Below are 570 nucleotides of genomic sequence, written 5' to 3' on the forward strand. Positions count from 1 at the left end.
GGTCGGCATATGGTGGACTTCCGCAAGCAAGGACGCAGCGAGCAGCCGCCGTTCATCCAACAAGACTTCGAAAGTCGCGGGCCGGCGCGCCCGATCGCGGGAGGCCGTGGCTTCGTCCACGACAACCGAAAGCTCGTATTCGATTCCCTGGAATCGGCTCAAGACCATTTCTGCGGCGGGCGTGTTCAGCATGCCCTGGCCACGGCGCTCGAACAGGGGGGTATCGAGTGCGTTCTCAAGTATGACGATGGACCGACTGATCGCAGATGCCGCGCGAAACAGCGTCTCCGCAGCAGCGCGCACGCTGCCACCCCGGGCGACCGCGGCGAACGCACGAAGGTGCCGAAGCTGCAGCAGTTGGGGGGTCTGCATCGTGGCTTGATCATGCCACTGGCGGGGTGGGTCGATCAACAGATTCGAACACCCCCGGGGTCACAAAGCAACCTCGCCCGCAGTGATCGACACCACAATGAACTCGCTCGACAGTACACATATGCACCGGCAGCCTTCCTGGCTGAACGGACGCCATTCGGAGACACACATGACATTGAAACCTCACCGGCGTGACGC

1 protein-coding gene is annotated in these 570 nt (G+C 62.5%); it reads right to left on the reverse strand.

Translation table 11 applies throughout. The annotated features are described in order from the left end of the window. A partial coding sequence (locus AC1DY5_RS58090) for a LysR family transcriptional regulator (protein WP_478123107.1) occupies positions 1 to 372 on the reverse strand: 372 nt, incomplete at its 3' end. Positions 373 to 570: the final 198 nt, after the last annotated feature.

Source organism: Variovorax sp. P4_D9 (assembly GCF_056401695.1).